The organism is Citrobacter rodentium NBRC 105723 = DSM 16636, assembly GCF_021278985.1.
GTDB lineage: Bacteria > Pseudomonadota > Gammaproteobacteria > Enterobacterales > Enterobacteriaceae > Citrobacter_A > Citrobacter_A rodentium.
Genome location: NZ_CP082833.1, coordinates 3,188,201 through 3,210,730 on the forward strand (window position 1 = coordinate 3,188,201; position 22,530 = coordinate 3,210,730).

20 protein-coding genes are annotated in these 22,530 nt (G+C 54.5%); 12 read left to right on the top strand and 8 right to left on the bottom strand.

The window, feature by feature from the left end:
• Positions 1-285 precede the first annotated feature (285 nt).
• From K7R23_RS14995 to K7R23_RS15005, 3 genes are all read left to right on the top strand, one after another.
• Positions 286-1,227, top strand: a complete 942-nt coding sequence (locus K7R23_RS14995) for a pseudouridine kinase (protein WP_012906492.1) — start codon at positions 286-288, stop codon at positions 1,225-1,227.
• The gene (locus K7R23_RS15000) at positions 1,215-2,150 is read left to right on the top strand and encodes a pseudouridine-5'-phosphate glycosidase (protein WP_012906491.1); all 936 of its coding nucleotides are present in this window, start codon (positions 1,215-1,217) and stop codon (positions 2,148-2,150) included. Before K7R23_RS14995 ends, K7R23_RS15000 begins: the two co-directional genes overlap by 13 nt.
• Positions 2,151-2,235: 85 nt before the next feature.
• Complete coding sequence (locus tag K7R23_RS15005) at positions 2,236-3,486, top strand: NupC/NupG family nucleoside CNT transporter (RefSeq protein WP_012906490.1); 1,251 nt, start codon at positions 2,236-2,238, stop codon at positions 3,484-3,486.
• A 57-nt stretch (positions 3,487-3,543) separates the two neighbouring features.
• Here the strand turns inward: K7R23_RS15005 and K7R23_RS15010 are convergent, their stop codons facing one another.
• The 4 genes from K7R23_RS15010 to K7R23_RS15025 form a co-directional block, all read right to left on the bottom strand.
• Positions 3,544-4,635, bottom strand: a complete 1,092-nt coding sequence (locus tag K7R23_RS15010; protein WP_012906489.1) for a sugar kinase — start codon at positions 4,633-4,635, stop codon at positions 3,544-3,546.
• Positions 4,632-5,495: a deoxyribonuclease IV gene (nfo, locus tag K7R23_RS15015; protein ID WP_012906488.1), complete on the bottom strand. Its 864-nt coding sequence runs from the start codon at positions 5,493-5,495 to the stop codon at positions 4,632-4,634. The genes K7R23_RS15010 and nfo overlap by 4 nt, the downstream gene beginning before the upstream one ends.
• A gap of 63 nt (positions 5,496-5,558) precedes the next feature.
• Positions 5,559-6,143 (bottom strand): hypothetical protein, encoded by a 585-nt coding sequence (locus K7R23_RS15020; RefSeq protein WP_012906487.1) that lies wholly within the window; start codon positions 6,141-6,143, stop codon positions 5,559-5,561.
• Between the two features lie 217 nt (positions 6,144-6,360).
• Positions 6,361-7,410 carry a YeiH family protein gene (locus tag K7R23_RS15025; RefSeq protein WP_012906486.1) on the bottom strand — a complete coding sequence of 350 codons (1,050 nt, stop codon included), beginning with the start codon at positions 7,408-7,410 and terminating at the stop codon, positions 6,361-6,363.
• A gap of 98 nt (positions 7,411-7,508) precedes the next feature.
• On the opposite strand from K7R23_RS15025, the gene yieE reads away from it, so the two are divergent.
• The 3 genes from yieE to K7R23_RS15040 all read left to right on the top strand — a co-directional run bounded on the left by yieE (position 7,509) and on the right by K7R23_RS15040 (position 11,528).
• Complete coding sequence (yieE, locus tag K7R23_RS15030) at positions 7,509-8,372, top strand: DNA-binding transcriptional regulator YeiE (RefSeq protein ID WP_012906485.1); 864 nt, start codon at positions 7,509-7,511, stop codon at positions 8,370-8,372.
• 193 nt (positions 8,373-8,565) lie between these two features.
• Entirely contained in the window at positions 8,566-10,035 is a 1,470-nt protein-coding gene (lysP, locus tag K7R23_RS15035; protein WP_012906484.1) for a lysine-specific permease, read from the top strand.
• A 155-nt stretch (positions 10,036-10,190) separates the two neighbouring features.
• Positions 10,191-11,528, top strand: a complete 1,338-nt coding sequence (locus K7R23_RS15040; protein WP_012904641.1) for an IS4-like element ISCro3 family transposase — start codon at positions 10,191-10,193, stop codon at positions 11,526-11,528.
• A 40-nt stretch (positions 11,529-11,568) separates the two neighbouring features.
• Here K7R23_RS15040 and K7R23_RS15045 read toward each other — a convergent pair whose 3' ends face one another.
• Both K7R23_RS15045 and fghA read right to left on the bottom strand, forming a co-directional pair.
• Positions 11,569-13,554, bottom strand: coding sequence for a ligand-gated channel protein (locus tag K7R23_RS15045; RefSeq protein WP_012906483.1), 1,986 nt, complete (start codon positions 13,552-13,554; stop codon positions 11,569-11,571).
• 332 nt (positions 13,555-13,886) lie between these two features.
• On the bottom strand, positions 13,887-14,726 hold the full coding sequence (fghA, locus tag K7R23_RS15050) for an S-formylglutathione hydrolase (protein ID WP_012906482.1): 840 nt from the start codon (positions 14,724-14,726) through the stop codon (positions 13,887-13,889).
• 307 nt (positions 14,727-15,033) lie between these two features.
• Here fghA and folE point away from each other — a divergent pair, with 307 nt between their 5' ends.
• The 6 genes from folE to mglC all read left to right on the top strand — a co-directional run bounded on the left by folE (position 15,034) and on the right by mglC (position 21,949).
• Positions 15,034-15,702, top strand: coding sequence for a GTP cyclohydrolase I FolE (folE, locus tag K7R23_RS15055; protein WP_012906481.1), 669 nt, complete (start codon positions 15,034-15,036; stop codon positions 15,700-15,702).
• 14 nt (positions 15,703-15,716) lie between these two features.
• Positions 15,717-16,874, top strand: coding sequence for a DUF418 domain-containing protein YeiB (gene yeiB, locus K7R23_RS15060; RefSeq protein ID WP_012906480.1), 1,158 nt, complete (start codon positions 15,717-15,719; stop codon positions 16,872-16,874).
• Between the two features lie 142 nt (positions 16,875-17,016).
• Complete coding sequence (galS, locus tag K7R23_RS15065; RefSeq protein WP_012906479.1) at positions 17,017-18,042, top strand: HTH-type transcriptional regulator GalS; 1,026 nt, start codon at positions 17,017-17,019, stop codon at positions 18,040-18,042.
• 294 nt (positions 18,043-18,336) lie between these two features.
• Complete coding sequence (gene mglB / locus K7R23_RS15070; RefSeq protein WP_012906477.1) at positions 18,337-19,335, top strand: galactose/glucose ABC transporter substrate-binding protein MglB; 999 nt, start codon at positions 18,337-18,339, stop codon at positions 19,333-19,335.
• Between the two features lie 67 nt (positions 19,336-19,402).
• The gene (gene mglA, locus K7R23_RS15075) at positions 19,403-20,923 is read left to right on the top strand and encodes a galactose/methyl galactoside ABC transporter ATP-binding protein MglA (RefSeq protein ID WP_012906476.1); all 1,521 of its coding nucleotides are present in this window, start codon (positions 19,403-19,405) and stop codon (positions 20,921-20,923) included.
• 15 nt (positions 20,924-20,938) lie between these two features.
• Positions 20,939-21,949 carry a galactose/methyl galactoside ABC transporter permease MglC gene (mglC, locus tag K7R23_RS15080; protein ID WP_012906475.1) on the top strand — a complete coding sequence of 337 codons (1,011 nt, stop codon included), beginning with the start codon at positions 20,939-20,941 and terminating at the stop codon, positions 21,947-21,949.
• Positions 21,950-21,991: 42 nt separating this feature from the next.
• Here the strand turns inward: mglC and K7R23_RS15085 are convergent, their stop codons facing one another.
• Both K7R23_RS15085 and K7R23_RS15090 read right to left on the bottom strand, forming a co-directional pair.
• Positions 21,992-22,231 (bottom strand): DUF2542 family protein, encoded by a 240-nt coding sequence (locus tag K7R23_RS15085; RefSeq protein ID WP_012906474.1) that lies wholly within the window; start codon positions 22,229-22,231, stop codon positions 21,992-21,994.
• 16 nt (positions 22,232-22,247) lie between these two features.
• Positions 22,248-22,514: a hypothetical protein gene (locus tag K7R23_RS15090; RefSeq protein ID WP_012906473.1), complete on the bottom strand. Its 267-nt coding sequence runs from the start codon at positions 22,512-22,514 to the stop codon at positions 22,248-22,250.
• Positions 22,515-22,530 lie beyond the last annotated feature (16 nt).

The following is a 22,530-nucleotide window of genomic DNA, read 5'->3' on the forward strand; positions in this document are numbered from 1 at the left end:
TTTTACCTTTCCTGTCAGGGCAGAGTCTTCTCTGCCCTTTTTTTGCGCCGTTTTGTGTCCCTTCTCTCACTCTTCATCATTCCTGCATACGCGAGCTATTAAAAATTGTGACTTTGTTCATAACTGCCAGTTTTTGCGCTTGTCAGCCCGTTTACTTTCATAAAAACAGGTTTACCATAAACACGTGTTTGATATTAAACATATGCTCTAATAATTTTTTTACCGGAGCTTGCGGCACTCTTTGTACTCTCATTGTTATGGTATTTCTTTACCAGAGGGCGTGCTATGCGCGAAAAGGAATATATCATTACCATTGGTTCAGCGAATATGGATGTTGCCGGATATTCGCTGGCTTCACTAAATTATGCGGATTCTAATCCGGGAAAAATAAAATTCACGCCGGGCGGCGTGGGGCGCAATATTGCGCATAATCTCGCTTTACTGGGAAAGCATTGCTGGCTGATGACCGCCGTGGGCGATGATTTTTATGGCCGCTCGCTGTTAGCGCAAACTCATCAGTCCGGGGTGCAGGTTGACAAGTGTTTAATCGTTCCGGGAGAGAGTACCTCAAGTTATTTATCGCTTCTCGATAATACCGGCGAAATGCTGGTGGCGATTAATGATATGAGTATTACCGAACATATATCCGCCGCCTTTCTTGCGCAGCACACTGACTTTATCCGCGGCGCGAAGGTCATTGTTGCGGACTGCAATATTAGCGAGCAGGCGCTTGAGTGGCTGCTGGAGAATGCAGGCGATGCGCCGGTGTTTGTTGACCCGGTATCGGCATGGAAATGCGGCAAAATTCGCCACCGTTTATCGCAGATCCACACCCTCAAACCCAATCGTCTGGAGGCGGAAACCCTCAGCGGCATTGCGCTCGCCGGACGTGAGGACGTCGCGAAGGTGGCGGCCTGGTTTCATGAGCATGGGCTGAACCGGCTGGTGCTCAGCATGGGTGGCGACGGGGTGTATTACAGCGAAAAACAGGGCGAGAGCGGCTGGTCGCCGCCGATAAAAACCCGGGTAGTCAACGTCACCGGCGCGGGCGATGCCATGATGGCCGGACTTGCCGCCTGCTGGGTGGAGGGAATGCCGTTTGTGGATGCCATTCGCTTTGCCCAAGGGTGTTCGTCGATGGCGTTAGCCAGTGAATATACCAATAACCCTGAATTATCCGTTACGAACGTTAAAACGCTAGTGGAGAACACTGAATGTCTGAATTAACGCTTTCACCGCAACTATTCCATATTTCTCCAGAAGTACAGGAAGCTTTAAATAATAACCAGCCTGTGGTGGCGCTGGAGTCGACGATAATTTCTCACGGTATGCCTTTCCCACAAAATGCGCAAACGGCAATCGAAGTTGAAGAAACTATTCGTCAGCATGGCGCGGTTCCGGCAACTATCGCCATTATTAACGGCGTGATGAAAGTAGGCCTGAGCAAAGACGAAATTGAATTATTAGGACGCGAAGGGCATAACGTCGCGAAGGTGAGCCGCCGTGATTTACCGTTTGTGGTGGCCGCCGGAAAAAATGGCGCAACGACCGTCGCATCGACAATGATTATTGCCGCGCTGGCCGGAATTAAAGTCTTTGCTACCGGCGGAATTGGCGGCGTACATCGTGGCGCTGAACGCACGTTTGATATTTCCGCCGATTTACAGGAGCTGGCGCATACCAGTGTGGCGGTGGTTTGCGCGGGTGCGAAATCCATTCTCGATCTCGGTTTAACCACCGAATATTTAGAAACCTTCGGCGTGCCGTTAATTGGCTATCAGACCAAAGCGCTGCCGGCATTTTTCTGCCGTAGCAGCCCGTTTGAGGTCAGTATTCGTCTCGACAGCGCGCAGGAGATTGCCCGGGCGATGGCGGTGAAGTGGCAGACCGGTCTGAACGGCGGTCTGGTGGTGGCGAATCCCATTCCGCAAGCGTATGCGATGGCGGAAGAAGAAATCAACGCCGCTATTGACCAGGCGGTCAGGGAAGCCGAAGAGCAGGGCGTGGTGGGTAAAGAGAGTACGCCGTTCCTGCTGGCGCGCGTGGCGGAGCTGACGGGCGGCGACAGCCTGAAGTCAAACATCCAGCTGGTGTTCAACAATGCCGTACTGGCCTGCGAGATTGCGAAAGAGTACCAGCGTCTCGTCTGATAAACACGCACGGGCAGGGTGCGGTCGCCCGAACTTACCTGAACCCGGCCTGGCGCCGGGTTTCCTGGCATGAAGGGAAATCATTATGGACATAATGAGAAGTCTTGTGGGGATGGTGGTATTGCTGGCGATCGCCTGGTTATTGTCAGTCAACAAAAAGCGGATAAGCCTGCGCACCGTGGGGGCGGCGCTGGTTCTGCAAATCGCCATCGGCGGGATTATGCTCTATTTTCCACCGGGAAAATGGCTGGTGGAGCAGGCCGCGCTGGGCGTACATAAAGTGATGTCCTACAGCGACGCGGGCAGCGCATTTATTTTTGGCTCGCTGGTCGGCCCCAAAATGGATGTCCTGTTTGACGGCGCAGGATTTATTTTCGCCTTTCGGGTGCTGCCCGCCATTATCTTTGTTACGGCGCTAATCAGCCTGCTTTACTACATCGGCGTGATGGGGCTGCTGATCCGTATCCTCGGCGGCATTTTCCAGAAAGCGCTGAATATCAGCAAAATCGAATCGTTCGTGGCGGTCACCACCATTTTCCTCGGCCAGAACGAGATCCCGGCGATTGTGAAGCCGTTTATTGACCGTCTCAACCGTAATGAACTGTTTACCGCCATTTGCAGCGGGATGGCCTCCATTGCCGGATCGATGATGATTGGCTATGCCGGCATGGGCGTACCGATCGACTATCTGCTGGCCGCATCGTTAATGGCCATTCCGGGCGGCATCCTGTTTGCCCGGATACTGAGTCCGGCGACGGAAGAATCACAGGTCACCTTTGATAATTTGTCGTTCACCGAAACGCCGCCCAAAAGCATTATTGAAGCGGCGGCCAGCGGCGCGATGACCGGACTGAAGATCGCAGCCGGCGTGGCGACGGTGGTGATGGCGTTTGTGGCGATCATCGCGCTGATTAACGGCATTATCGGCGGAATTGGCGGTTGGTTTGGCTACGGGGAAGCCACGCTTGAAGGCATTTTTGGTTACATTCTCGCGCCGCTGGCGTGGATTATGGGCGTTGACTGGAGCGATGCGACCCTGGCCGGAAGCCTGATCGGCCAGAAGCTGGCGATTAATGAGTTTGTCGCCTATCTGAACTTCTCACCCTGGTTACAGGCCGGTAGCACGCTGGATGTAAAAACTATCGCCATCATCTCCTTTGCGCTCTGTGGGTTCGCTAACTTTGGCTCTATTGGCGTGGTCGTCGGGGCGTTCTCGGCAATTTCTCCCCGACGCGCGCCGGAAATTGCGCAGTTAGGGATGCGGGCGCTGGCGGCAGCCACGCTCTCTAACCTGATGAGCGCGACAATCGCCGGGTTCTTTATCGGGTTGGCGTAGCGGACAGTGCCGGATAGCGACGCTTCGCGTCGTATCCGGCCTGAGAGCACAGCGCGCTCAGGCGCTGTGCGTTAAGAGATAAACGGCGTTATCGGCGGAAAGGGTGGGGTTGTTGATGCTGACGCTGGCGCGGGATAACGCCGCGCAGGCCATCGCGAACCTGGCGCTTTCCCGAAAATCGCTGCCTTCGAGGAAGCTGTATATAAGCCCTGCCATAAAGCCGTCGTCGGCGCCGAAGCTGTCCACCACCGTATGCGCAGGCGGAGTGAGCAGGAACTGTTCGCCGCCTTTGGCGCTGCAAAATACCGACTCATCTTCCAGACAGACAAAAATCTGCTGTACGCCCTGCTGATGCAGGGCGTTAACGGCGGCGACCCGCTCCGCTTCGCTGTGAACAGGATGGCCCCATAAAATTTCCAGCTCTTTTTGCGTCGGTTTCAGGGTATGGATGCGCGAAAGCCAGCTTTTCACCTTGCTGGCCTTGAACTCGGAAACCGTATCGATAAACACCGGAATATCATCGGCAACCGTAAAGACCCACTCAATGGCTTCTGGCGTCAGATTGCAGTCGGCCAGCACCACGCCGGCATGACGGATCAAATCGCGGGAGCTGTTCAGCAGCTGCGGCGTCAGCTGTTGCAGGATATGGGTATCGTTGATTGCCAGTACCGTTTCTTCCTGCTGGCTGGCGATGGAGAGATAGGTGGCGGTGTTATGCCCGTGCAGCCGGATACAGCTGGAGATATTCACCCCTGCCTGTCGCGTCTGTTCCAGCAGGGTTTCGCCGTAAAAATCGCTGCCGACAGCGGATATCAGATGCACGTCGCGACCCAGCAGGGCGAGGTTATGGGCGATATTACGCCCGACGCCGCCCGCAGAGCACTGGATGGTGCCGGGGTTCGACGCCGCCTGCGGATAATGGATATCCGCCACGCCGCGAATATCCATATTAATCGCGCCCACCACCACGCAATAGGCCTGTTCGGTGAGGATGTAACCTTTGCCTTTAATCATCCCTTTACGCATTAAATCCATAATATGCGCGGCGACGCGTGAACGGCTGATCTGCAAAATATCGGCAATTTCGTTTTGCTGGATCAGCGGGTTGCGACGCAGGATTTTGAGGATCTGTTTTTCCCTGTCGTTCATGGTAACGCTTCCGCCGATTCGGTCTGCTGCGCTTTCAGCCAGGCGATCTCTTCCGCCCAGATATCGGGATTGATGGTTTCGAGGATCAGCGGAATGCCGTCGAAACGCGGGTCCTGCATAATCCAGCGGAACGCCTCATGACCAATATTGCCTTCCCCCAGGCTGTGATAGCGGTCAACGCGGCTGCCGAATGTGCTTTTGGCATCGTTAAGGTGCATTCCACGCAGATACTGAAAGCCGACGATACGTTCAAATTCGGCAAACGTTTTTTCACACTGTTCAGCAGAACGTAAATCGTAGCCCGCCGCGAAGGCGTGACAGGTATCAATGCAGACTCCGACGCGGGATTTATCTTCCACGCCGTCGATGATCGCCGCGAGCTGTTCAAACTTGAAACCAAGATTGCTGCCCTGTCCGGCGGTATTTTCTATGACCGCCGTGACCCCCTGCGTGCGGGAGAGGGCAATATTGATCGACTCGGCAATTTTCGCCAGACATTCGTCTTCGGGAATTTGCTGAAGGTGGCTGCCCGGATGAAAGTTCAGCAGCGACAAACCGAGCTGCTCGCAGCGCTGCATTTCATCAATAAACGCATCGCGGGATTTTTCCAGCGCCTCGCTGACCGGATGGCCGAGGTTAATCAGATAGCTGTCGTGCGGCAGGATTTGCGCGGCGGTGTAATGGTACTTCTCGCAGGCGGCGTTGAAGTCATCAATGATTTGCGCGGTAAGCGGGGCCGCACGCCACTGGCGCTGGTTTTTGGTAAAGAGCGCGAAGGCCGTCGCGTCGATTTCAGCGGCGCGAATCGCGGCGTTTGCCAGACCGCCAGCGGCGCTGAGGTGTGCTCCGATATACTTCATTGAGGACTCCTGTTTAATCCGCCATGGAAAACGGCATGATAACGGATTTACAGGGGTTTTACGTTACTGGATGTGCAATCCGTTAATGATAAGCCCTTCTATATAAGGATTGCGTTCGAACGCTTGTTGAACGGCGTATTCCAGCATTAACTCCTGGTCGGGGGCAATAGCATCCAGTGCCGGGAGCGGAGCAAACGGCATGTAAAACGCCGGAAGCTGCGAAAGCCGGTCGAGTTGATTCTCATATTCGGCTTCAGGAATGGATAGCGGGATATCCCTCGTCGGAGGTTCGGAGTAGAAACGAATCCATTCATCAAGGAGCGTTTTGTCTCCCGTAATGGCAGTGTATTTAATGAGCGCTATTGAGTAAGCGTCACGCTCTGCGCCGTAGCATCGTTCATTGGCTTTCGTATATAAATCCTGGAGCGCCTTTTTTCTGACGTCAACTGACTGCGACTGGAGCCAGAAATCAAACCAGTTTACTTCGTTCAATTGATGCTTTTCAAATTGACGGCAGAAGCGGAGGCGATGCTCAAGCGTTGCTTCCGCACGCAGACGCACCGCCGTCGGGGAATCGGCCAACTGAGTATTTGCCAGCAATGGTGAAGCGATGATAAGCAGCGCGGAAAGGAATTTATCGTAACGCATGATCCATCCACCTCCAGAAAATGAGATCTTTACCGGTACTATAGAATTCCATATTGAGAATAACTTTGCGTCGCTCGCGCTGAGTTGTACTCATCGCTCTCTTTTCCTTTTCAGGTCATTCAGAACGAACAATACAGCAGAGACGATCTGTCTCTGCTGTGTCCCGAAAGGAAGATTTTTACTTTTCAGATTAAATTAATATTTTAAAATCAATCCATTACATTATAACGCTGTGTATAAACAGATTAATCATGCCGCCGCCGACAATCAGCCAGATGAACAGCACCAGCGCCATCAGCAGCGGTTTGGCACCCGCTTTTTTCAGCGCGCTGACGTGGGTGGTCAGTCCGAGCGCCGCCATCGCCATCGCCAGCAGGACCGTATCCAGGGTGACCAGCATCTCCACAGCGGCTTTCGGCAGCAGATGGAACGAGTTAAAAATCGCTACCACAATAAACAGAACTGCAAACCACGGAATGGTGATTTTGCTTTTTTCCGCGCCGCTTACCGGTGAAAGCTGTTTAACGCGGGCCGCCAGAATAATCAGGAACGGCGCCAGCATCATTACGCGCAGCATTTTGGCAATTACCGCCGCGTTTTCCGCATCCGGATTAATGGCATGACCGGCAGCGACCACCTGCGCCACTTCATGCATGGTGGAACCAATATAAATGCCGTAGGTTTCCGGGCTGAACCAGTGCGCCAGCAGCGGATACATCGCCGGATAGAGGAAGATCGCCAGCGTACCGAAGATAACGACCGTTGCGACCGCCACCGTCACTTTGCTTGCTTCCGCTTTTACCACCGGTTCGGTCGCCAGCACCGCCGCCGCGCCGCAGATACTGCTGCCTGCGCCAATCAGCCAGCTGGTATGGCGATCCAGGCCAAACACTTTTTGTCCCAGAAAGCAGGCCAGCATAAAGGTGCTGGAGAGCGTCAGGATATCAATGACGATCCCGCTAACCCCGACATCGGCAATCTGGGCGAAAGTCAGGCGAAAGCCGTAAAGGATGATCCCCAGACGCAATAAATGTTGTTTGGCGAACAGTACGCCGCCGTCACAGCTTTTCCAGATATGCGGATAGACGGTATTGCCAATCACCATGCCGATCAGAATCGCTAAGGTGAGGGCGCTGAACCCGGCCCCCCCCACGGCGGGAATGGAACCCCCCCAGAGGGCGAATCCGGTAATTACTGCGCTCAGGGCAAGCCCCGGAATAAAATGCCACGCTGTACGTCGATGATGCGTTAAGGTGAGTTCTGTCATAACCTTCTCCTCTTGATGGACAAAAGGTTACGGCGTACTGGTTTAAAAATAAAATTGATTATATATTTATAATTAATCTTTATAAGTGGTAAGCGACCATGCACATCACCCTGCGACAGCTGGAAGTATTCACCGAAGTGTTAAAAAGCGGCTCGACGACCCAGGCGTCGGTTATGCTGGCGTTGTCTCAGTCGGCGGTCAGCGCTGCGCTGACCGATCTGGAGGGACAGCTTGGCGTTCAGCTCTTTGATCGCGTGGGCAAGCGTCTGGTGGTGAATGAACATGGACGCCTGCTTTACCCGCGCGCGCTGGCGCTGCTGGAACAGGCCACGGAAATTGAGCAGCTGTTTCGTGAAGAGAACGGCGCGCTTCGCGTTTATGCCAGCAGCACTATCGGCAATTATATTCTGCCGGCGGTGATTGCCCGCTACCGGCGGGACTTCCCCGATTTACCGCTGGAACTGAGCGTCGGCAACAGTCAGGACGTGATTACCGCGGTGCTGGATTTTCGCGTCGATATCGGCTTGATCGAAGGCCCATGCCACAATACGGAGATCGTGTCTGAACCCTGGCTGGAAGATGAACTGGTGGTATTCGCCGCCCCCTTCTCGCCGCTGACGCAAGGGCCGGTGACCCTAGAGCAGCTTGCCGCCGCCCCCTGGATCCTGCGCGAGCGCGGCTCCGGCACGCGGGAAATCGTTGATTACCTGCTGCTGTCGCATTTACCAAAATTCGAGATGGCGATGGAGTTGGGCAATTCCGAAGCCATTAAACACGCCGTGCGCCACGGGCTGGGCATCAGCTGCCTGTCGCGGCGGGTTATAGAGGAACAGCTACAGGCAGGGACATTAAGTGAGGTTGCGGCGCCGCTGCCGCGGCTGGTACGTACCCTGTGGCGCATTCGTCATCGGCAGAAACATCTCTCCAGCGCCTTGCAACGTTTTTTGCGCTACTGCGAATAACCCTTGACCGCCATCCGGCTTTATCTTTCCACTTTAGCCGGGTGGCGACGCTAAAATGCCTTCTCCGACCTACACTTTACTTATAATCCGCGGCCAGTCATGAAGGTCTCTTATAACTGCGCATTTGTGCCGGAAGGTTAGCGTTTCGTCTGCTACAATCGCGCCTCATTTTTTGGATGGACAGCATTTTCACATGGTTTCTGAAACTAAAACCACAGAAGCGCCCGCGCTACGTCGCGAACTGAAGGCGCGTCACCTGACGATGATCGCCATCGGCGGCTCCATCGGTACGGGTCTTTTCGTTGCATCCGGTGCAACCATTTCCGCGGCGGGTCCAGGCGGCGCGCTGTTTTCCTATATTCTGATTGGCCTGATGGTCTACTTCCTGATGACCAGTCTCGGCGAACTGGCGGCATTTATGCCGGTATCCGGTTCGTTTGCCACCTACGGTCAGAACTATGTCGAAGAAGGCTTCGGCTTCGCGCTGGGCTGGAACTACTGGTATAACTGGGCGGTGACTATCGCCGTCGACCTGGTGGCCGCACAGCTGGTGATGAACTGGTGGTTCCCGGATACGCCGGGCTGGATCTGGAGCGCGCTGTTCCTCGGCGTGATCTTCCTGCTGAACTACATCTCGGTGCGCGGCTTTGGCGAAGCGGAATACTGGTTCTCGCTGATCAAAGTGGCGACCGTCATTATCTTCATCATCGTCGGCATTATGATGATTGTCGGCATCTTTAAAGGCGTACAGCCGGTGGGCTGGAGTAACTGGACAACCGGCGACGCGCCGTTTGCCGGCGGCTTTGCGGCGATGATCGGCGTGGCGATGATTGTTGGTTTCTCCTTTCAGGGGACCGAGCTTATCGGTATCGCCGCCGGGGAGTCTGAAAACCCGGAGAAGAACATTCCGCGCGCGGTGCGCCAGGTGTTCTGGCGAATCCTGCTGTTCTATGTGTTTGCGATTCTGATCATCAGCCTGATCATTCCGTATACCGATCCGAGCCTGCTGCGCAACGATGTGAAAGACATCAGCGTCAGTCCGTTCACCCTGGTATTCCAGCATGCTGGTCTGCTCTCGGCGGCGGCGGTCATGAACGCGGTGATCCTGACGGCGGTGCTGTCGGCGGGCAACTCCGGGATGTACGCCTCAACGCGTATGCTGTACACCCTGGCCTGCGACGGCAAAGCGCCGCGTATTTTCGCGAAGCTGTCCCGCGGCGGCGTACCGCGTAACGCGCTATACGCCACCACCGTGATTGCCGGTCTGTGCTTCCTGACCTCCATGTTCGGCAATCAGACGGTCTATCTGTGGCTGCTCAATACCTCCGGGATGACCGGCTTTATCGCCTGGCTGGGCATTGCGATTAGCCACTATCGTTTCCGTCGCGGCTATGTGTTGCAGGGCAACGATGTTAACGATCTGCCGTACCGCTCGGGCTTCTTCCCGCTGGGGCCGATCTTCGCCTTTGTGCTGTGCCTGATCATTACGCTCGGTCAGAACTACGAAGCGTTTCTGAAAGACACTATCGACTGGGGCGGCGTGGCGGCAACCTATATCGGTATTCCGCTGTTCCTGGTTATCTGGTTTGGCTACAAGCTGGTGAAGGGGACCCACTTCGTTCGCTACAGCGAGATGCGCTTTCCTGAGCGTCTGAAGAAATAGTGAATGTGACTTGCAGGCCGGATAAAACGTTTACCTCGTCATCCGGCATATGAAAAAAGCCCCAACGCGTTGTAATGCCGATCAGTTAAGGATCGGTTGACCGATCCTTAATCTGCGGCACTATAACGGCTTCCACAACAGGGAGCCGTTTTCTTATGCCACTTCTCAATGACCTGCTCGATTTCAGCGACCATCCGCTGATGCCGCCCCCTTCTGCACAACTGTTTGCTCAGCATCTTCCCGTCGAATGGATACAACACTGCCTGACTCTTTCTGCACATGCGACCGTTCGCCGCCGTCGTTTACCTGGCGACATGGTTATCTGGATGGTCGTGGCTATGGCCTTCTTCCGTAATGAGTCGATTACCGATGTGGTTCGTCGTCTGAACCTGAGCGCGGATGGTGAAGCGGGGATGAACCTGCTGGCCCGCAGCGCTGTCACCCAGGCGCGTCAGCGCGTGGGTGCTGCACCGGTGGAATGGCTTTTCCGCCAGACCGCGCAGACATGGGGAACTGAGCGTTACCAGAAAGATGACTGGCATGGCCTGCAACTTTTTGCCATCGATGGCGCACAGTTCAGGACACCTGATGAACCTGAGCTGCGTGAACATTATGGCTCTGCCAACACATCCACTGAGCGGCAAAGCGCATACCCGGTAATGCGTCTGGTGGCTTTAATGAACCTGGGTAGTCACATTCTGCTGGATGCCGCGACCGCGCCTTACCGACGGAGCGAAACCCTGCTGGCCCACTCAATGCTCGTCACCATTCCGGATAACTCCATTACGCTGTTTGACAAGCTGTTCTACAGCGCAGACCTGTTGCTGTCGCTGAACCGGCAGGGTTGTAACCGCCACTGGCTGCTGCCCGCCTGGAAGAATATCGCAGCAGAAACGGAAGAAAGTTACGGTCCCGGAGACCGGCTTCTGAAACTGAAAGTGTCACCACAGGCAAGGAAAAAGAATCCTTCGCTGCCGGAATACTGGTATGCGCGGGCGGTAACTTATGAACTGAACGGAGTGGAAAAAACGGTCCTGACGTCACTTCAGGCAGACCGTTATAAGGCCAGAGAGGTGGCAGAGCTTTATCACTCAAGATGGGAAATCGAAGTCGGGTTCAGAAACCTGAAAAGCAGCCTGCTGAATAACGCTCTGGTACTGAGAAGCCGGAAGGTTGAGTTGCTGGAACAGGAGGTGTGGGGCATGTTGCTGGCTTATAATCTGATACGGCGTGAGGCAACAAAAGCAACGGAGAAACACAAAAAAGCGGCGTCGGAAATCAGCTTTAAGTTCGCGTTCCAGTTTATCGCCACAGAAATGATAGTGCTGGGAAATACGGTGTCACCGGGGACCATCCCGAAACGGCTGGAGCATCTGCGGGGGGCTCTGGAAGCGGTGTTCATAACAAAACGCCCCCGACCATCAAGGCCGAGGGCGGTTAAGATATCAAAAACCCGTTATCCGGTGAAACGCAATGCCGCACCGCTTAAGTGAACGGCATTAGCTTTTTAGCGGGCTTTTTGCTGCCTGTCGATCAGAAATTGTAGGTCAGGCCAACGGTATAGCGGCGACCGTCGAGCACCGTGTCGTAAGTGTCATAATCAATCTGTTTGTCGAGCGCGTTATAGACGCCAGCGGTGACCTGCAGGTTTTTGTTGGCGTTATAGCGCAGACCGACATCAACCTGGGTATAGGAGGGCGTCCCTTGCGCTATATCCGTGCGACTCAAATACTCAGAGGTTTTTCCTCGGAAGTTGACGCGGCTCCACAGGCCCACATCCTCTGTCGCCTGCCAGTCCAGGGTGGTATTAAACATATGCTTTGGCATCTTGTTTAACGGCTTACCGGAGAACTGGCCGCTCTTTTGCTCAGATTCGGTATAGGTGTAGTTCGCCGTCCAGTTGAGATCGCGGGTGATTTTCCAGCCGAAGGTGGACTCCACGCCGCGCATATTGGCTTCATCAACGTTGACGCGATCGCTGACAAAATCGTAGGTGGTTCTGCCGATGGTGCAGGACGGATCGGCACTGCTGTTACAGCGGCGTACTTCAGTAATCTTATCTTTGAAATCGGTGTTGAACAGGGTGATGCCCGCATTCAGGTTCTCACCGTTGTCCCACAGCAGCGCCAGCTCTTCGCTCAGGCTTTTTTCCGGTTTCAGATCCGGGTTGCCGACAATGATCCCGTTGCGGCTGCCGCCGCCGGTGACCTGGCCCCAGCTTGCCGAGGACTGACGCAGATCCGGCGCGCGGTAGCCCGCGGAGACGCCGCCTTTGAGCGTCCATTGATCGTTCAGATGCCAGACGCCGTAGCCGCGCGGCGTCCAGTTGTCGCCGTAGTTTTCGTCTTTATCCATCCGGATGCCGCCGGTCAGCGCGAAGCTGTCGGTCATCGCCCATTCGTCTTCCGCAAACAGCGCCCAGCTCCAGCGGGTCAGCTTGCTCAGACCGTCCGCGGCTTCCAGCTGGTTGCCGTTATCGCGCAGTTTTTCATAGCGGTACTGGCCGCCGACGGTAAGGGTATGCGCCCCGAGGAAGATCTGGTTCTGGTTGTTGAAGATGGTGTTGTAAGACTTCATCTCACGGCCAGGGTTGTTCGTCTCTTCCTGCTGGATGTAGCTGGTGCTGTTGAAATCTTCGTAGTAGCCGCTGTGGGTCAGCGAGTAGGTGGTGTGCTCATAGCGGCTTTCGCTTTTGCTGTTTGGCTTACAGACGCCGTTGCGGCAGGACTCTGCCGCCATTGATTCGCCAGGGGTGCTGTTGCGATCCTGCAATTCGCGGGCGATATCAAGGTCGAAGTCGTTTTTCTCATCCGGCGTGAAGTTAAGCGTCAGGGCGCCGTTACGCAGGCGCTGTTCGTTATAGCCGTTCTCAATCTTATCTTCCGCCCGGCGCGACAGCAGGCCGGTAACTTTCGCCCCAAGCAGGCCGTCGATCAGCGGGCCGGAGGCGTAAGCGTTAGTCTGGAACAGATCGCCGGAATCGCTGTTTTCCTGGAAGGTGGCGTCGCCGTGCAGCGAGCCGGTCCAGCCTTTGGTATTAGAGACTTTTTTGGTGATCACGTTAATCACGCCGCCCATCGCATCGGAGCCATACAGCGACGACATCGGGCCGCGAATCACTTCGATACGTTCGATAGATTCCAGCGGCGGCAGCCAGCCCTGCTCAATCCCGGCGTTATCGCTGTTCGGGCGGGTGCCGCGCGTGCTGATGCGCTTACCGTTGACCAGGAAGAGGGTGTACTGCGACGCCATGCCACGAATGCTGATATCGCTTTTGCTGCCGCCGCCGGTGACGACGACGCCGGGCACGTCCTTCAGCGCGTCGGTGACATCGCGGTAGGCTTTATCTTCGAGCTGTTGTTTGGTGATAACCGAAATGGAGGCGGGGGCGTTCTGGATTTTCTGTTCAAACCCGGTGGCCGTCACCACGACGGTATCCTGATCGGCTGCCTGGACGAGCGTCGGGAGGCACGCCGCGCCGACTGCGACGGCCAGAGCCTTAACGTGAGGTATGGTCATTTTGTCATTCCATTAAACGAGTAAAAAACCGCGTGCCATAAGAAAGCCATGACAACTGTATGTATTTGTCTTTTAAGAACTCTTTGCGGTAAAGAAGCGGAAGAATTGTACAAAATAATCAATGTTTGTAAAAACAAATGATAATTGAAATCATTTGTTTTTATCTGATTTTTTAAGAAAAATAAGCAAAGTCAAAGAGATACGTAAACGTAAATATGAAGCAAAGATGAAGAAAAAATGGAGAAGTTAAGGAGAAAAGGAGAGGGGAAATCTGCCGGGCTGGATAAAACGGCCCGGCGCCCGGTGACGCTTACCGGGCCTGAAAAAGAAAATCATCCTTTCAGCAAATACTCTGCATGAAACCGCAGATGATCCTCGATAAAGGAGGCGATAAAGAAATAGCTGTGGTCGTAGCCCGGCTGGATGCGCAGCGTCATCGGCCATGCGGTCTGGCGGGCGGCTTCCGCCAGCACGGCGGGCTGTAGCTGGTCGGCGAGAAACTGATCGCTGTCGCCCTGATCGATCAGCGTCGGAATCGCCTCTTCCGGCTTACTGGCATACATCAGCGCGCAGCTGTCCCATTCGGCCCACGCGGATTTATCCTCGCCCAGATAGGCGGAAAAGGCCTTTTCTCCCCAGGGCACGCGGCATGGGTTAACAATTGGCGCGAAGGCGGAAACGCTGGTGTATTTACCGGGGTTTTTCAGCGCCATTACCAGCGCGCCGTGACCGCCCATCGAGTGGCCGCTAATCGCGCAGCGCTCGCTGACGTTAAACTGCGACCGGATTAACGCCGGAAGTTCATCGCGGATGTAATCATACATTCTGTAATGCGCGGCCCAGGGCTGCTGCGTGGCGTTAAGGTAAAAACCGGCGCCCTGGCCCAGATCGTAGCCCTCATCGTTAGCGACGCTTTCGCCGCGCGGGCTGGTATCGGGCATGACCAACACTATTCCCAGTTCGGCGGCTATCCGCTGGGCGCCCGCTTTCGTCGTAAAATTCTCATCATTGCAGGTGAGGCCCGAAAGCCAGTACAGGACCGGAGGCGGCGTGGTTTTGCGGGGAGGCGGAAGAAAAATGCTGAACGTCATCGCGCAGTTCAGCGTGGCGGAGTCGTGTCGCCAGCGTTGCTGCCAGCCTTCAAAACAGCGGTGCTCCTCAAGCATTTCCATGCGTGGTTCCTTATTGTATTGGATCAAAATGTTCGCGATTTCCCCATAATACAGAGAATTCAGGGCGCTGTGAGTAACTTTCACTTTCGCATTAAGCAAACTTGCTTCATCATCAGCACAACGTTTAATTAACACCTGCCGCCGTTTTAACCGCTTTCGGCGATGAAAGGCAGCGGCGATTTCAATAATTATCGTTGTGAATACTGGATTATGTGCGCGGCCTCACGCACAATAATCGGGCTGTTAAACAGCCGACAAACTTTGCCCCACGCAGGGCAGAGGCGCCACACCTGCAGGAGAAAAATAGATGTCATCACTCAGTAAAGAAGCGGCTCTGGTACACGAAGCGCTGGTTGCGCGAGGGCTGGAAACGCCGCTGCGTCCCCCCGTGCATGAGATGGATAACGAAACGCGCAAACGTCTTATCTCAGGCCATATGACCGAGATCATGCAACTGCTTAATCTCGACCTGAGCGATGACAGCCTGATGGAGACGCCGCATCGCATCGCCAAAATGTATGTCGATGAGATTTTCTCCGGCCTTGATTACGCGAATTTCCCGAAAATCACCGTCATTGAAAACAAAATGAAGGTCGATGAGATGGTGACCGTGCGCGACATCACCCTCACCAGCACCTGCGAACACCATTTTGTCACCATCGACGGCAAGGCGACGGTGGCCTATATCCCGAAAGATGCGGTGATTGGCCTGTCAAAAATCAATCGTATCGTGCAGTTCTTCGCCCAGCGTCCGCAGGTGCAGGAGCGCTTAACGCAGCAGATCCTTACCGCGCTGCAAACGCTGCTCGGCACCAATAACGTGGCGGTATCCATTGACGCGGTGCACTACTGCGTGAAAGCGCGCGGCATCCGCGATGCGACCAGCGCCACCACCACCACCTCGCTCGGCGGGCTGTTTAAATCGAGCCAGAACACGCGTCAGGAATTTTTGCGCGCCGTACGTCATCACAACTGAGTAAGGCAGGGGCTATGGAGCGCAATGTCACGCTGGATTTTGTTCGTGGCGTCGCCATCCTTGGCATCCTGCTTCTCAATATCAGCGCCTTTGCCCTGCCAAAGGCGGCCTATCTCAATCCGGCCTGGTACGGTGATATCACGCCGCAGGATGGCTGGACATGGGCCATCCTCGATCTGTTTGCCCAGGTCAAATTCCTCACCCTCTTTGCGCTGCTGTTCGGCGCAGGTCTGCAAATGCTGCTGCCGCGCGGAAAACGCTGGATTCAGGCGCGGCTGACGCTGCTGGCATTACTCGGCTTTATGCATGCGCTGCTGTTCTGGGACGGCGATATTCTGCTGGCCTACGGCCTGGTCGGACTTATCTGCTGGCGGCTGGTGCGCGACGCGCCTTCGATGAAAAGTCTGTTCAATACCGGCGTATTGCTTTATCTGGTCGGCATTGGCGTGCTGCTGTTGCTCGGCGCCATTTCCGACAGCCAGACCAGCCGCGCCTGGACTCCGGACGATTCGGCCCTGCTGTATGAAAAGTACTGGAAGGTCAACGGCGGCGTTGAGGCGATCGGCAATCGGGTCGAGGCGCTGTCAAACAGCCTGCTGGCGCTGGGCGCGCAGTACGGCTGGCAGCTGGCGGGAATGATGCTGCTTGGCGCGGCGCTGATGCGCAGCGGTTGGCTACAGGGGCGGTTCAGCCTGGCGCACTACCGGCGCAGCGGTTTTCTCCTGATCGCTATCGGCCTGCTGATCAATTTTCCGGCGGTAATCGCCCAGTGGCAGCTGGCGTGGAGCTATCGCTGGTGCGCGTTTCTGCTGCAGGCGCCGCGCGAGCTGAGCGCGCCGTTTCAGACGCTTGGCTATACCGCGCTGATGTTCGGCTACTGGCCGCAGCTCTGCCGCCTGAAAATCGTTTTTGCCGTCGCCTGCGTGGGACGGATGGCGCTGACGAACTACCTGTTACAAACGCTCATCTGTACCACGCTGTTTTATCAGCTTGGTTTATTTATGCAATTTGATCGGCTGGAACTGCTGCTGTTTGTTTTCCCCGTCTGGCTGGCGAACCTGCTTTTCTCCGTTATCTGGCTGCGCTATTTCCGGCAGGGGCCCGTGGAGTGGCTGTGGCGTCAGTTGACCCTGCGTGCCGCAGGACAATCTGCTTCCCATACATCCGGATAACGATCTGGATCACAATCATTAACAAAATGGATGTAAGCGCTTTCATCCCTGTGATCTCACTCACGTAGTCCTTCTTCCGCCGCTGACAAAATAGCCGCCAGTCATGCAGTGAGCTACTGCAATTGTAAACAGGGTCGTGAATATGATCACCATTCGTGATGTGGCGCGTCAGGCAGGCGTATCCGTGGCGACGGTTTCCCGCGTTTTAAATAACAGCGCGCTGGTCAGTCCCGATACGCGCGAGGCGGTAATGAAGGCGGTATCGCTGCTGGGCTACCGCCCAAATGCCAATGCGCAGGCGCTGGCCACGCAGGTCAGCGAAACCATCGGCGTGGTGGTAATGGATGTGTCGGACGCCTTTTTTGGCGCGCTGGTAAAAGCGGTCGATATGGTTGCCCAGCAGCATCAGAAATATGTTCTGATTGGCAACAGCTACCATGAGGCGGAAAAAGAGCGCCATGCGATCGAAGTTCTGATTCGCCAGCGCTGTAATGCGCTGATCGTGCATTCGAAAGCGCTCAGCGACGACGAGCTGGGCGCGTTTATGGATCAGATCCCCGGCATGGTGCTGATCAATCGTATTGTTGCCGGCTATGCTCACCGCTGCGTCTGCCTTGATAACGTCAGCGGCGCGAAAATGGCGACCAGAATGCTGCTGAATAACGGCCATCAGCGCATTGGCTATCTCGCCTCCAGCCATCGTATTGAAGATGACGATATGCGCCGGGAAGGGTGGACAAGCGCGTTGAGTGAACAGGGAATTACGCCGCCTGAAAGCTGGGTTGGGGTTGGTACGCCGGATATGCAGGGCGGCGAGTCGGCAATGGTCGAGCTGCTGGGACGCAACCTGCAACTGACCGCCGTGTTCGCCTATAACGACAGCATGGCAGCCGGCGCGCTGACGGCGCTGAAGGACAACGGCATTTCTGTTCCGCTGCATCTTTCGATGATTGGTTTCGATGATATTCCCATTGCCCGTTATACCGACCCGCAGCTGACGACGGTGCGCTATCCGATTGCCTCGATGGCAAAGCTGGCGACGGAGCTGGCGTTACAGGGGGCGGCAGACACCCTCGACCCTTGCGCCACCCACTGTTTTATGCCGACGCTGGTGCGGCGTCATTCGGTCTCCGCCCGGCAGAATGCGGCGGCGATCGCTAACTTATGAAGCGGTGGATGTAACCGTTTTCAATCTGTGAGTAAATTCACAGTATATTAACATTGGCGTCGCTATGATGGCACCGCTTGAGGCAGTGTAACTACGATGTAATCGTGATTAATCACTTTCATCGAGGTAAACAGGCCTTAAACGAAATTTATACCTGTTTCTGGAGCGTTACCGGGCAAGGAAGATCGTTTTTTTTAAAAATGAGCCTCGGCGCAATCTTAACACTTCAATAACGTTACGTCCCGCCGGGCATTTCTCTGAAGCACTACCCTGCATAATAAAACCGGAGTTACCATGAATAAGAAGGTGTTGACCCTTTCTGCTGTAATGGCGGGCATGTTATTCGGCGCGGCTGCGCACGCTGCTGATACGCGCATCGGTGTGACAATCTATAAATATGACGATAACTTTATGTCCGTGGTGCGTAAGGCTATCGAAGCTGACGCGAAAGCGGCGCCGGACGTGCAGCTGCTGATGAACGACTCGCAAAATGACCAGTCCAAACAAAACGACCAGATCGACGTCCTGCTGGCGAAAGGCGTCAAAGCGCTGGCCATTAACCTGGTCGACCCGGCGGCAGCGGGCACGGTGATTGAAAAAGCGCGCGGTCAGAACGTGCCGGTGGTCTTTTTCAACAAAGAACCTTCCCGTAAAGCGCTGGATAGCTATGACAAAGCATATTATGTCGGTACGGATTCCAAAGAGTCCGGGATTATCCAGGGCGATCTGATCGCCAAGCACTGGGCGGCCAATTCGGGCTGGGACCTGAACAAAGACGGTCAGATTCAGTACGTTCTGCTGAAAGGCGAACCGGGCCATCCGGATGCCGAAGCGCGCACCACCTACGTGGTGAAAGAGCTGAACGACAAAGGCATTAAAACCGAACAGTTGCAGTTAGATACCGCCATGTGGGATACCGCCCAGGCGAAAGATAAGATGGACGCGTGGCTTTCCGGTCCGAACGCCAACAAAATCGAAGTGGTGATCGCGAACAACGACGCAATGGCGATGGGCGCCGTCGAAGCGCTGAAGGCGCATAACAAAACCAGTATTCCGGTGTTTGGCGTCGATGCGCTGCCAGAAGCGCTGGCGCTGGTCAAATCCGGCGCAATGGCCGGTACGGTGCTGAACGACGCTAACAACCAGGCGAAAGCGACCTTCGATCTGGCGAAAAATCTCGCCGACGGTAAAGGACCGGCTGACGGCACCAGCTGGAAAATCGACAATAAAATCGTCCGCGTGCCTTACGTTGGCGTTGATAAAGATAACCTGGCCGAGTTCTCCAAAAAGTAAGTCTGACGGGCGCGAGCGCTATCGCGCCCTTTAATCACGCACCCTGCGAGGCCGACAAGGTATAAATATGGTCAGCACAACTACACCATCGCCAGGCGAATACTTGTTGGAAATGCGCGGCATCAACAAGTCTTTTCCCGGCGTGAAGGCACTTGATAATGTTAATTTAAGCGTTCGTCCGCATTCTATTCATGCATTAATGGGGGAAAATGGCGCGGGTAAGTCGACACTATTAAAATGTCTTTTTGGCATCTATCAGAAAGATTCTGGCAGCATAATATTTCAGGGCAAAGAAATCGACTTCCATTCGGCGAAAGAGGCGCTCGAAAATGGTATTTCGATGGTGCACCAGGAATTAAATCTGGTATTACAGCGGTCGGTAATGGACAACATGTGGCTGGGGCGTTATCCCACTAAAGGCATGTTTGTCGATCAGGATAAAATGTATCGTGACACCAAAGCGATATTTGACGAGCTGGATATTGATATCGATCCGCGTGCGCGGGTAGGGACGCTATCCGTTTCGCAAATGCAGATGATCGAGATCGCCAAAGCCTTTTCCTATAACGCAAAAATCGTGATTATGGATGAGCCCACTTCCTCGTTAACCGAGAAAGAGGTTAATCATCTGTTTACCATTATCCGCAAGCTGAAAGATCGCGGCTGCGGCATTGTCTATATTTCGCATAAAATGGAAGAGATTTTCCAGCTATGCGATGAGATTACGGTTCTCCGTGACGGCCAGTGGATTGCCACCCAGCCGCTGGAAGGACTGGATATGGACAAGATCATCGCCATGATGGTCGGCCGCTCCCTGAACCAGCGCTTTCCGGACAAAGAGAACAAACCTGGCGAAGTGATCCTGGAAGTGCGTAACCTGACCTCTTTGCGCCAGCCTTCAATTCGCGACGTTTCCTTCGATCTCCATAAAGGGGAAATTCTCGGCATTGCCGGTCTGGTGGGGGCAAAACGTACCGATATCGTGGAGACGCTGTTTGGCATTCGCGAGAAATCTTCCGGCACCATTACCCTGCACGGCAAAAAAATTAATAACCATACGGCGAACGAAGCTATTAACCACGGCTTTGCGCTGGTCACCGAAGAGCGCCGCTCCACCGGCATTTATGCTTATCTGGACATTGGTTTTAACTCGTTAATTTCCAATATTCACAATTATAAAAACAAGGTCGGCCTGCTGGATAATTCGCGCATGAAAAGCGATACCCAATGGGTTATCGACGCCATGCGGGTAAAAACGCCGGGCCATCGGACGCAAATTGGTTCGCTTTCCGGGGGAAACCAGCAGAAGGTGATTATTGGTCGCTGGCTGCTGACCCAACCGGAAATTTTAATGCTCGACGAACCTACCCGTGGGATTGACGTCGGCGCCAAGTTTGAAATTTATCAGTTAATTGCGGAACTGGCGAAAAAAGGGAAAGGGATCATTATTATCTCTTCCGAAATGCCGGAACTGTTAGGGATAACCGATCGTATTCTGGTGATGAGCAACGGATTCGTTTCCGGAATTGTTGATACTAAAACCACCACGCAAAACGAAATTCTGCGTCTTGCGTCTTTGCACCTTTAAGATCAGGGGCTCCTCATGAGTGCGTTAAATAAGAAAAGTTTTCTTACTTATCTGAAAGAGGGCGGTATTTACGTCGTTCTTTTAGTCTTGCTGGCGATTATTATTTTCCAGGATCCCACGTTCTTAAGCCTGCTTAACTTAAGTAATATTCTGACGCAATCCTCAGTGCGTATTATTATCGCGCTGGGGGTGGCGGGGCTGATTGTCACCCAGGGCACTGACCTGTCGGCGGGGCGTCAGGTCGGGCTGGCGGCGGTGGTGGCGGCAACGCTGCTGCAGTCGATGGAGAACGCCAATAAGGTGTTCCCGGAAATGGCCACCATGCCGATTGCGCTGGTGATCCTGATTGTCTGCGCGATTGGCGCGGTGATTGGGCTTATCAACGGTATTATCATCGCTTACCTGAACGTGACGCCGTTTATCACCACGCTCGGCACGATGATTATCGTTTACGGCATCAACTCTCTCTATTACGACTTTGTCGGCGCATCGCCGATTTCGGGCTTCGACAGCGGCTTCTCGTCCTTCGCCCAGGGCTTTATCGCGCTGGGCAGCTTCCGGCTCTCCTACATTACCTTCTATGCGCTCATCGCCGTCGCTTTCGTCTGGGTGCTGTGGAACAAAACCCGCTTTGGCAAAAACATTTTCGCCATCGGCGGTAACCCGGAAGCGGCGAAAGTTTCCGGCGTCAACGTGGCGCTGAACCTGCTGATGATCTATGCGCTCTCCGGCGTGTTCTACGCGTTCGGCGGTTTGCTGGAAGCGGGACGCATCGGTTCCGCCACCAACAACCTCGGCTTTATGTATGAGCTGGATGCCATTGCGGCGTGCGTGGTCGGCGGCGTATCGTTCAGCGGCGGGGTTGGTACGGTATTAGGCGTGGTGACCGGGGTGATTATCTTTACCGTTATCAACTACGGCCTGACCTATATCGGCGTCAACCCGTACTGGCAGTACATCATTAAAGGCGGGATTATCATCTTCGCCGTGGCGCTGGACTCGCTGAAGTACGCGCGTAAGAAGTAAGGCTGTCGTAAAAAACCGGCGCGGACAGTATGCGCCGGTTTTTTATTTCACAAAGAGTAGCCAGATGCCGACAATTAGCGCGCCAACGGCAACGCCAAAATAAGCGGTGACGTAGCTCCAGTAGACGCCAGGGTTTGCGTGGCGCGGGATGATGAGCGGCTCCTGCGACCCTTTTACCGTTTTCTCAACCGTACCAGAGCGCAGCGCTTTCACCCCTTCGCGAAAGGTCCAGCCGACGACCATCAGCACGCCAATAACGATAAACAGCGCTTTGTCTTCCATATGTTATATCCTGTCATTAAATGCGTTCGTATAAATACCAGCGGATCGTGTACCAGAGCACCGACACCATCATCAGCAGTATGAGCGCGAGTCGTCCAGATAAAATGAGAAGGAAGACGATGGGCTCGTCACTGCGATAAACCGCATCCCAACGGCGACGGCTAAAAAAGTGAAGGGAGCGAATATGGGTTTTCCCCTTTTTCCACTCCTGCCAGGTATCAAAGATAAACCAGAGTCCGGCGCTCCATATCGCTATGGCAAATAAAATAATCTTATTTTCCATTCTGTTTAGTGGCTCC

What these genes read in the sequence shown, in the direction of transcription:
- K7R23_RS14995 (WP_012906492.1), top strand. Translation starts at nt 286, where the DNA reads ATGCGCGAAAAGGAATATATCATTACCATTGGTTCAGCGAATATGGAT.
- K7R23_RS15000 (WP_012906491.1), top strand. Translation starts at nt 1,215, where the DNA reads ATGTCTGAATTAACGCTTTCACCGCAACTATTCCATATTTCTCCAGAA.
- K7R23_RS15005 (WP_012906490.1), top strand. Translation starts at nt 2,236, where the DNA reads ATGGACATAATGAGAAGTCTTGTGGGGATGGTGGTATTGCTGGCGATC.
- K7R23_RS15010 (WP_012906489.1), bottom strand. Translation starts at nt 4,635, where the DNA reads ATGAACGACAGGGAAAAACAGATCCTCAAAATCCTGCGTCGCAACCCG.
- nfo (WP_012906488.1), bottom strand. Translation starts at nt 5,495, where the DNA reads ATGAAGTATATCGGAGCACACCTCAGCGCCGCTGGCGGTCTGGCAAAC.
- K7R23_RS15020 (WP_012906487.1), bottom strand. Translation starts at nt 6,143, where the DNA reads ATGCGTTACGATAAATTCCTTTCCGCGCTGCTTATCATCGCTTCACCA.
- K7R23_RS15025 (WP_012906486.1), bottom strand. Translation starts at nt 7,410, where the DNA reads ATGACAGAACTCACCTTAACGCATCATCGACGTACAGCGTGGCATTTT.
- yieE (WP_012906485.1), top strand. Translation starts at nt 7,509, where the DNA reads ATGCACATCACCCTGCGACAGCTGGAAGTATTCACCGAAGTGTTAAAA.
- lysP (WP_012906484.1), top strand. Translation starts at nt 8,566, where the DNA reads ATGGTTTCTGAAACTAAAACCACAGAAGCGCCCGCGCTACGTCGCGAA.
- K7R23_RS15040 (WP_012904641.1), top strand. Translation starts at nt 10,191, where the DNA reads ATGCCACTTCTCAATGACCTGCTCGATTTCAGCGACCATCCGCTGATG.
- K7R23_RS15045 (WP_012906483.1), bottom strand. Translation starts at nt 13,554, where the DNA reads ATGACCATACCTCACGTTAAGGCTCTGGCCGTCGCAGTCGGCGCGGCG.
- fghA (WP_012906482.1), bottom strand. Translation starts at nt 14,726, where the DNA reads ATGGAAATGCTTGAGGAGCACCGCTGTTTTGAAGGCTGGCAGCAACGC.
- folE (WP_012906481.1), top strand. Translation starts at nt 15,034, where the DNA reads ATGTCATCACTCAGTAAAGAAGCGGCTCTGGTACACGAAGCGCTGGTT.
- yeiB (WP_012906480.1), top strand. Translation starts at nt 15,717, where the DNA reads ATGGAGCGCAATGTCACGCTGGATTTTGTTCGTGGCGTCGCCATCCTT.
- galS (WP_012906479.1), top strand. Translation starts at nt 17,017, where the DNA reads ATGATCACCATTCGTGATGTGGCGCGTCAGGCAGGCGTATCCGTGGCG.
- mglB (WP_012906477.1), top strand. Translation starts at nt 18,337, where the DNA reads ATGAATAAGAAGGTGTTGACCCTTTCTGCTGTAATGGCGGGCATGTTA.
- mglA (WP_012906476.1), top strand. Translation starts at nt 19,403, where the DNA reads ATGGTCAGCACAACTACACCATCGCCAGGCGAATACTTGTTGGAAATG.
- mglC (WP_012906475.1), top strand. Translation starts at nt 20,939, where the DNA reads ATGAGTGCGTTAAATAAGAAAAGTTTTCTTACTTATCTGAAAGAGGGC.
- K7R23_RS15085 (WP_012906474.1), bottom strand. Translation starts at nt 22,231, where the DNA reads ATGGAAGACAAAGCGCTGTTTATCGTTATTGGCGTGCTGATGGTCGTC.
- K7R23_RS15090 (WP_012906473.1), bottom strand. Translation starts at nt 22,514, where the DNA reads ATGGAAAATAAGATTATTTTATTTGCCATAGCGATATGGAGCGCCGGA.